Source organism: Solirhodobacter olei, from assembly GCF_004010155.1.
GTDB classification, from domain to species: Bacteria; Pseudomonadota; Alphaproteobacteria; order Rhodobacterales; family Rhodobacteraceae; genus Solirhodobacter; species Solirhodobacter olei.
On sequence record NZ_RRYH01000026.1, the window covers coordinates 20,402 to 28,860 of the forward strand.

Genomic DNA, 8,459 nt, shown 5'->3' on the forward strand with positions numbered 1-8,459 from the left:
AGGGAAAGGATAGGCGGGCGAGGCTAAGGGAAGGCTAACGGGTCACTCGAATTCGATCAGAAGATCCTTGGCGTCGACCTGCGCGCCGGGGGTGACATGGACGGCGGCCACGGTGGCGGCGCGATCGGCGTGGATGCCGGTCTCCATCTTCATCGCCTCGATGGTCAGCAGAAGATCCCCGGCGGCCACCTTCTGGCCCGCCGCGACGCCGACGGAGGCGATCACCCCCGGCATCGGCGCGCCGACCTGCTTGGGGTTGCCCTCCTGCGCCTTCGGCTTCGCTGCGGTCTGCGACTTGATCACCCGGTTCGGCACCCGGATCACGCGCGGCTGGCCGTTCAGCTCGAAGAAGACGCGGACGTCGCCGTCCTCATGCGTCTCGCCCACCGCTTGAAGCCGGATCTCCAGCGTCTTGCCGGGGTCGATCTCGACCGAGATCTCCTCGCTGGGTTCCATGCCGTAGAAGAAGGTGCGCGTCGGCAGGGTGCGGACCGGGCCATAGGCGCGGTGGCGGCCCATGTAGTCGAGGAAGACCTTGGGATACATCAGGTATCCGTTGAGATCCTCGTCATCGACCTTGAAGCCCATCAGCTCTTTCGAGACCTCGGCGCGGGTGGCTTCGAGGTCCACGGGCTTCAGGTGCTTGCCGGGGCGTTCGGTGTTCGGCTTCTCGCCCTTCAGCACCTTCTTCACAAGCGCCGCGGGGAAGCCGCCCGGGGGCTGGCCGAGGTTGCCCTTCAGCATGTCGACGACCGAGTCGGGGAAGGAGACCTCCACCGCCGGATCCTCGACCTGCGCGCGGGTCAGGCCCTGCGCCACCATCATCAGCGCCATGTCGCCCACGACCTTGGACGAGGGCGTGACCTTCACGATGTCGCCGAACATGCGGTTCACGTCGGCATAGGTCTGGGCGACCTCGTGCCAGCGCTCCTCCAGCCCCAGAGAGCGGGCCTGGGCCTTCAGGTTGGTGAACTGGCCACCCGGCATCTCGTGCAGGTAGACCTCGGACGCCGGGGCGGGCAGGCCGGACTCAAAAGCGGTGTACTGGCCGCGCACCAGTTCCCAGTAGTTCGAGAGCCGGCGGATCGCGGTGATGTCGAGCCCGGTGTCGCGCGGCGTATGGCGGAGCGCCTCGACGATGGAGCCGAGGCAGGGCTGCGAGGTGCCGCCGGAGAAGGCGTCCATGGCGGCGTCCACGGCGTCCACGCCGGCCTCTGCCGCGGCGAGGATGGTGGCGGCGGCGATGCCGGAAGTGTCATGGGTGTGGAAGTGGATCGGCAGGCCCACCTCCTCCTTCAGGGCCTTGACGAGGCGGCTGGCGGCAGCGGGCTTCAGGAGCCCCGCCATGTCCTTCAGGCCCAGAACATGGGCGCCGGCCTCGCGCAGTGCGCGGCCCATGCCGACGTAATACTTCAGGTCGTATTTCGCGCGGTCCGGGTCGAGCAGGTCGCCGGTGTAGCAGATCGTGCCTTCGCAGAGCTTGCCCGAGGCGATCACCGCGTCCATGGCGACGCGCATGTTCTCGACCCAGTTCAGGCTGTCGAAGACGCGGAAGACGTCGATCCCCGTCTTCGCGGCCTGGGCGACGAAGCTTTGCACAACGTTGTCGGGGTAGTTGGTGTAGCCGACGCCGTTGGAGGCGCGCAGCAGCATCTGCGTCATCACGTTGGGCAGGCGCTCGCGGATGTCGCGCAGGCGCTGCCAGGGGCATTCCTGCAGGAAGCGATATGCGACATCGAAGGTGGCGCCGCCCCAGCATTCGACCGAGAAGAGGCCGGGCAGGTTCGCCGCATAGGCGGGCGTGGCGTTGACCATGTCGATCGAGCGCATGCGGGTGGCCAGCAGCGACTGGTGGCCGTCGCGCATGGTCGTGTCGGTCAGCAGAAGCTTGGTCTGCGCCTTCATCCAGTCGGCGACGGCCTGCGGGCCCTTCTGTTCGAGAAGGTTCCGCGTGCCCATCGGCGGCGTGTCGGTCAGCGGCTCCGGCGGTTTCGGCAGCCGCGCCTCGGCCGATGGGCGGGGGCGGCCGGCGGTCTCCGGATGCCCGTTCACGGTGATGTCGGCGATATAGGTAAGGATCTTCGTCGCCCGGTCGCGGCGCTTGCGGAAGGCGAAGAGCGCGGGCGTCGTGTCGATGAATTTCGTCGTGTAGGTGTTGTCGAGGAAGGTCGGGTGCTTCAGCAGGTTGATGACGAAATCGATGTTCGTCGAGACGCCGCGCACCCGAAACTCGCGCAGCGCGCGGTCCATCCGGGCGATGGCCTGCTCGGGCGTCTTGGCACGTGCGGTGACCTTCACCAGAAGCGAGTCGTAGTAGCGGGTGATGACGGAGCCGGAATAGGCGGTGCCGCCGTCGAGCCGGATGCCCGCGCCGGTGGCGGAGCGGTAGGCGGTGATGCGGCCGTAATCCGGGATGAAGTTGTTCTGCGGATCCTCGGTCGTCACCCGGCACTGCAGCGCGTGGCCGGTCAGGCGCACATCGGCCTGAGAGGGCGCGCCGGTGGCCTCGGCCACGGTCTTGCCCTCGGCGATGCGGATCTGGGCCTGGACGATGTCGATGCCCGTCACCTCCTCGGTCACGGTATGTTCGACCTGGACGCGGGGGTTGACCTCGATGAAGTAGAAATTGCCGGAGTCCATGTCCATCAGGAACTCGACCGTGCCGGCGTTCTGGTAGCCGACGGCGCGGCCGATCTTGAGGCCAAGCTCGCAGATCTCGGCGCGCTGTTCTTCCGTCAGGTAGGGGGCGGGGGCGCGTTCGACGACCTTCTGGTTGCGGCGCTGGACGGTGCAGTCGCGCTCGAAGAGGTGGTAGAGGTTGCCATGCGCGTCGCCGAGAAGCTGGACCTCGACGTGGCGGGCGCGCTCGATCATCTTCTCGAGATAGCCCTCGCCGTTGCCGAAGGCGGCCTCGGCCTCGCGCCGGCCCTCGCGGACCTTGTCGGCCAGTTCCTTGGGCCCGAGGATCGGGCGCATGCCGCGGCCGCCGCCGCCCCAGGAGGCCTTGAGCATCAGCGGGTAGCCGATCTCGTCCGCCTGGGCGCGGATCCTGTCCATGTCGTCGCCGAGGACCTCGGTTGCCGGGATCACCGGCACGCCGGCCTTTATCGCCACCTGCCGGGCGGAGGCCTTGTCGCCGAGCGCGCGCATGGTGTCGGCGGTCGGGCCGATGAAGGTGAGGCCGGCGTTGTTCACCGCGTCGACGAATTCCGGGTTCTCGGACAGCAGCCCGTAACCCGGGTGGATCGCGTCGGCGCCGGACATCTTGGCGACGCGGATGATCTCGGGGATGGAGAGATAGGCCGCGACGGGGCCGAGGCCCTCGCCGATGCGGTAGGCCTCGTCCGCCTTGAAGCGATGGAGGTTCAGCTTGTCCTCCTCGGCGTAGACGGCGACCGTCTTCTTGCCGAGTTCGTTGGCGGCGCGCATGACGCGGATCGCGATCTCGCCCCGGTTGGCGACGAGGATCTTGCGGAAATCGGCCATCGGCTCCCCCCGGGCTGGCGTCGAACTGGCGGCACTTTAGCTATGCTGCAGTGCAGCGCAAGTGCGCAGGCGGTGGGATGTGAAAGAAATGCGACGCTGGGGCGGGGGGCGGCTTGCCGAAAAGCATGCCGGGGTTGGGGGTTTGGGTTCGATCTTTGCGGAGGGGTGCGCGGGTGGTGGTGCGCAATGAATGCGCACCCTACGGCGGGCGACGGCAGTGAAGAGGGACAGGGCACGTCCGCGGCTGGGCGCTGGCCCGGCGGGCTGCGCCCGCTGTTTCGGGCCGGAAGAGGCGTATTCGGGCCAGGAAGAAGCAGAGGGTAGCGGCGGCGCCGGGAGGGCGCCGCCGCCGGGCGATCACTTCACCACTTCGACCTGGCCGCGGATTTCGCCGCCGGGATTCTTCTTGGTGTGGACGTTGACGTACCAGAGACCTTCCTCGATCTCCTTCACCGCCTTGGCCTTCAGCCGGACATGGCCGCTCGTCGGGGTCTTCAGCCCCGAATCCTTGCCGATGTTGACGAGGACGCCCGCGTTCTGGCCGCGCTTGGCCGGGCCGTGGAAGTGCACGCCCGTGGCATGGCCCGAAAGGTGGCTCCAGCGCACGTGCCAGGTCAGGACGTGCTTCACGGTGTCGAGCGTGCCGCTCGCCGTGCCGGTGGCGCCGGGCGCCTTCACCTTGGCGGCCGTTTCCTGTGCCTGGTCGAGCGTGGCGGACCATTTCAGGATCTTGGCCGTGGCCGGGGCGCTCATCATGGCCGCGACGGCGGCGGCAAGCGCAAATGTCTTCAGCATGTCCCTTTGCTCCTCATGAGTATGGGAATCCAAAACCGGCCCCTGGGGGCCGGCTGAGGCAAATCTACCATCCCTGCGGTGCGGGCGGCAGCGGGATCGGCAGGGGCGGGACTCCGCTCTCGGGAATGTGAAGAGAGCGCGAACAATCTGCGAACAATTCTTTCGCTCGCCAGCGAAGCAGGCTAGACTGCGGCCATGAGCTACCCCTCCGATCCCGAGGGCACGCCGGGCGTGCCCGACGCTTCCTCTGCCGCGGCCCGGCTGCCGCTTTCGCAGCGTGCGCTGGCGGCAAGGCCGGCCCCCTACCTTGACGAACTGAACCCGGCGCAGCGCGAGGCGGTGGAGGCGCTGGAGGGCCCGGTCCTGATGCTGGCCGGCGCCGGCACCGGCAAGACCAAGGCGCTGACGGCGCGGATCGCGCATCTGCTGTCGACCGGCACGGCGCGGCCGAACGAGATCCTGGCCGTGACCTTCACCAACAAGGCCGCGCGGGAGATGAAGGACCGCGTCAGCCGTCTGCTGGGCGAGGCGGTGGAAGGGATGCCCTGGATGGGCACATTCCACGCGATCTGTGTCCGGATGCTCAGGCGGCATGCCGAGCTGGTAGGCCTGAAATCGACCTTCACCATCCTCGACACCGACGACCAGATCCGGCTGATGAAGCAACTTATCCTGGCCGAGAACATCGACGAGAAGCGCTGGCCGGCGCGGATGCTCGCCGGGCTGATCGACGGCTGGAAGAACCGCGCCTGGGTGCCCGAGAAGGTGCCTGCGGCGGAGGCTTCGGCCTTCAACCACCGGGGCACCGAGCTTTATGCCGCCTACCAGGACCGCCTGAAGACGCTGAACGCCGTCGATTTCGGCGACCTTCTGCTGCATATGGTCACGATCTTCCAGAAGCACCCGGATGTGCTGGAGCAGTACCAGCGCTGGCTGCGCTACATCCTGGTCGACGAGTATCAGGACACCAACACCGCCCAGTACCTCTGGCTCCGCCTTCTGGCGCAGAAGCACCGCAACATCTGCTGCGTCGGCGATGACGACCAGTCGATCTACGGCTGGCGCGGGGCCGAGGTGGGCAACATCCTGCGGTTCGAGAAGGATTTCCCCGGCGCGAAGGTGATCCGGCTGGAACAGAACTACCGCTCTACCCCCCATATCCTCGCCGCCGCCTCGGGCGTGATCCGGGGCAATGCCGGGCGGCTGGGCAAGGAACTGTGGACCGAGCTCGACGAGGGTGAGCGGGTGCGCCTCATCGGGCATTGGGACGGCGAGGAGGAGGCGCGCTGGATCGGCGAGGAGGTGGAACGCCTCGCCTCTGGCGCGCGCGACATGGAGCCCCTGTCGCTTGACGGGATGGCGATCCTCGTGCGGGCCAGCCACCAGATGCGGGCCTTCGAGGACCGGTTCCTGACGATCGGGCTTCCCTATCGCGTCATCGGCGGGCCGCGGTTTTACGAACGACTCGAGATCCGCGACGCGATGGCCTATTTCCGCCTTGCCGTCAGCCCGGACGACGACCTCGCCTTCGAGCGGATCGTGAACACGCCGAAGCGGGGGCTGGGCGACAAGGCGCAGCAGACGATCCAGCGCACCGCGCGGGCGCAGGGGGTGACGCTGTTCGAGGGCGCGCGGATCCTGCTGGCCGAGGGCGGGCTTTCGGGCAAGGGCGCGGGGCAGCTGCGCGGGCTTCTGGAGGGGATCGCGCGCTGGCATGCGGTGACGCTGCGCGCCGGGGCCAGCCATATCGAGCTGGCCGAGCAGATCCTTGAGGAGAGCGGCTACACCGCCATGTGGCAGGCCGACAAGACGCCGGAGGCGCCGGGGCGGCTCGACAACCTCAAGGAACTGATCAAGGCGCTGGAGAGCTTCGACAACCTGCAGGGGTTCCTGGAGCATGTCGCGCTGATCATGGACAACGAGAGCAGCGAGGGGGAGGCGAAGGTCTCCATCATGACGCTGCATGCGGCCAAGGGGCTGGAGTTTCCCGCCGTCTTCCTGCCGGGCTGGGAGGATGGGCTGTTCCCGTCCCAGCGCAGCATGGACGAGAGCGGGCTGAAGGGGTTGGAGGAAGAACGCCGCCTCGCCTATGTCGGCATCACCCGGGCCGAGCGGATCTGCACCATCTCCTTCGCGGCCAACCGCCGGGTCTATGGCCAGTGGCAGTCGGCGCTGCCCTCGCGGTTCATCGACGAACTGCCGGAGGAGCATGTCGAGGTGCTGACCCCGCCGGGCCTTTATGGCGGCGGTTATGGTGCGGCGGGGATGGGCGGCGGCCTCGGTGGAGGCATGGGCCAGTCGGGGATCGAGGACCGCGCGGCGCGGGCCGATGTCTACAACTCCCCCGGCTGGAAGCGGATGCAGGCGCGCGGAAGCCGGCCCATGAGCCAGCCGCGCGAGGGGTCGGGCATGGTGATCGACCTCGATGCCGTCTCGGCCTATTCCCAGGGCGACCGGGTGTTCCACCAGAAGTTCGGCTATGGCGAGGTCATGGGGATCGAGGGCGACAAGCTCGACGTCGCCTTCGACAAGGCCGGGGCGAAGAAGATCGTGGCGCGATTCGTCATTCCCGCCGACAGAGTGGACGACATCCCGTTCTGAGATCCACGCGCGCCCGGCGCCGGGCCCGTTGATATGCGGACCAGGGCGAGAGGGCGCGCCGCACCGGGCTTCCGTGGCGCTTGTTGGCGGGGCGGGGCGGGCGTACACTTCCTCGTGAGCGCGCGTGACCCCCTGGTGGGCGCAGGAGCTGCCCGCGTATCGCTCGGTTAGGCATCGGACCGGGACAGCGCCGCGCGGGAGCGGCGATGGCGGTCCGCAAGGGGGGAAACATCATGGAACACGCTACCGGAACGGCACCGGAAGAGGAAACCCGCCGGGGGCCGCCCTGGATCGACCCGACCATCCAGCAGAAGATCGCCTGGCGGGACGGCGACGTCGTGATCTCGGTCCCGGCCAAGAGCGGGACGACCTGGACGATGAACATCGTCCACCAGCTGCTGACCGGCGGCAGGACGGATTTCCGGGACATCTACGAGGAGGTGCCCTGGCTGGAGTTCGTCGCCTATCCCGGCCAGCCGCATGACGCCGTGGTCGAGCGGGTCGAGGCGATGCCGCCCGACCGCCGGCGCGCGTTCAAGACCCATTCGGCCCCGCCCGGCATCCCCTTCATGGCCGACGGGGCGAGCCGGAAGGTCAAGTATATCGTGGTCTTCCGCAATCCCGAGGAGGCGCTGGTCTCGTTCCGGCCGTTCCTCGAGAAACACGCCGACGCCTGGTACGACCTCTGGCAGATGCCGCGGGGGGCGATGTGCCGGCCGGATTTCGCCAGCTTCTACGACGAGGTGGTGGACGGGCACGGGATGCAGGGGATGTTCTTCGGCTTCCTCGCCGCCTGGTGGCCGCTCCGGAACGAGCCGAACGTGCTGTTCATGCATTTCTCCGACATGAAGCGGGACCATGAGCGGGCGATCCGGACGATCGCGGAGTTCCTCGGCCTCGACCCGGGGGATGGGGCCTGGCCGGCGATCCTCGAATATACCTCGTTTCCCTGGATGAAGCGGAACGAGGAGATGTTCGAGGGGCGCACGCTTGGCGGCAGCGTGCCGGTGCTCGATCACGGCGCGATGATCCGCAAGGGCGCGGCGGGCGAGGCGCGGGCGGACGGGATGACCGACGCGATCTCGGCCCATCTGCGCCGGGTGGGCGAGCAGATGGTTCCCGACCGGGCAGCGCTGGACTGGTATTACACAGGCGGCGCCCTGCCCTGAGGGGCGGTAGCCCCGGCCCGAGACAGCAGGCATAGCCCGCCGGGCCAGCGCCCGTCCGCCCGGACGGATGGGCGCTTTTGATGACGCCGCGCCCCGGCAGGCCGAAGGGGTTCTTTACGCCATGAACGGACAGACCTCAGCCATCGCGAGCGCCCACCCGCGGACGGGCGCTGGCCCTCTTCGGCATGGGGCGCCTGGTGCCGGGCCTCTCGGCGCGCGGTCCGGTGATTTCATTGCTCTGAAAAGGAAAACGGCGGCGCCCAGGGAGGAGGAGGGGCGCCGCCGCAGTTTACGCTTGGCCCAGGGAGGAGGAGAGGGCCGCACGTTCCGGTGGGGCTTTCGCCCCGAATGAGGGTGCGGCGGCACCCAGGGAGGAGGAGGGGCGCCGCCGCAGTTTACGCTTGGCCC

4 protein-coding genes are annotated in these 8,459 nt (G+C 68.2%); 2 read left to right on the plus strand and 2 right to left on the minus strand.

Annotation, left to right across the window (positions count from 1 at the left end; translation table 11 throughout):
• Window positions 1–42 precede the first annotated feature (42 nt).
• Window positions 43–3,486: a pyruvate carboxylase gene (locus EIP85_RS16970; RefSeq protein WP_127903409.1), complete on the minus strand. Its 3,444-nt coding sequence runs from the start codon at window positions 3,484–3,486 to the stop codon at window positions 43–45.
• A 357-nt stretch (window positions 3,487–3,843) separates the two neighbouring features.
• The gene (locus EIP85_RS16975) at window positions 3,844–4,281 is read right to left on the minus strand and encodes a CHRD domain-containing protein (protein ID WP_127903410.1); all 438 of its coding nucleotides are present in this window, start codon (window positions 4,279–4,281) and stop codon (window positions 3,844–3,846) included.
• 195 nt (window positions 4,282–4,476) lie between these two features.
• On the opposite strand from EIP85_RS16975, the gene EIP85_RS16980 reads away from it, so the two are divergent.
• Both EIP85_RS16980 and EIP85_RS16985 read left to right on the plus strand, forming a co-directional pair.
• Window positions 4,477–6,882 carry an ATP-dependent helicase gene (locus EIP85_RS16980; RefSeq protein ID WP_127903411.1) on the plus strand — a complete coding sequence of 802 codons (2,406 nt, stop codon included), beginning with the start codon at window positions 4,477–4,479 and terminating at the stop codon, window positions 6,880–6,882.
• Between the two features lie 233 nt (window positions 6,883–7,115).
• Window positions 7,116–8,051 (plus strand): sulfotransferase domain-containing protein, encoded by a 936-nt coding sequence (locus EIP85_RS16985; protein WP_164871770.1) that lies wholly within the window; start codon window positions 7,116–7,118, stop codon window positions 8,049–8,051.
• Window positions 8,052–8,459: the final 408 nt, after the last annotated feature.

Coding starts and splice junctions, on each gene's coding strand:
- EIP85_RS16970 (WP_127903409.1), bottom strand. CDS start 3,486: ATGGCCGATTTCCGCAAGATCCTCGTCGCCAACCGGGGCGAGATCGCG.
- EIP85_RS16975 (WP_127903410.1), bottom strand. CDS start 4,281: ATGCTGAAGACATTTGCGCTTGCCGCCGCCGTCGCGGCCATGATGAGC.
- EIP85_RS16980 (WP_127903411.1), top strand. CDS start 4,477: ATGAGCTACCCCTCCGATCCCGAGGGCACGCCGGGCGTGCCCGACGCT.
- EIP85_RS16985 (WP_164871770.1), top strand. CDS start 7,116: ATGGAACACGCTACCGGAACGGCACCGGAAGAGGAAACCCGCCGGGGG.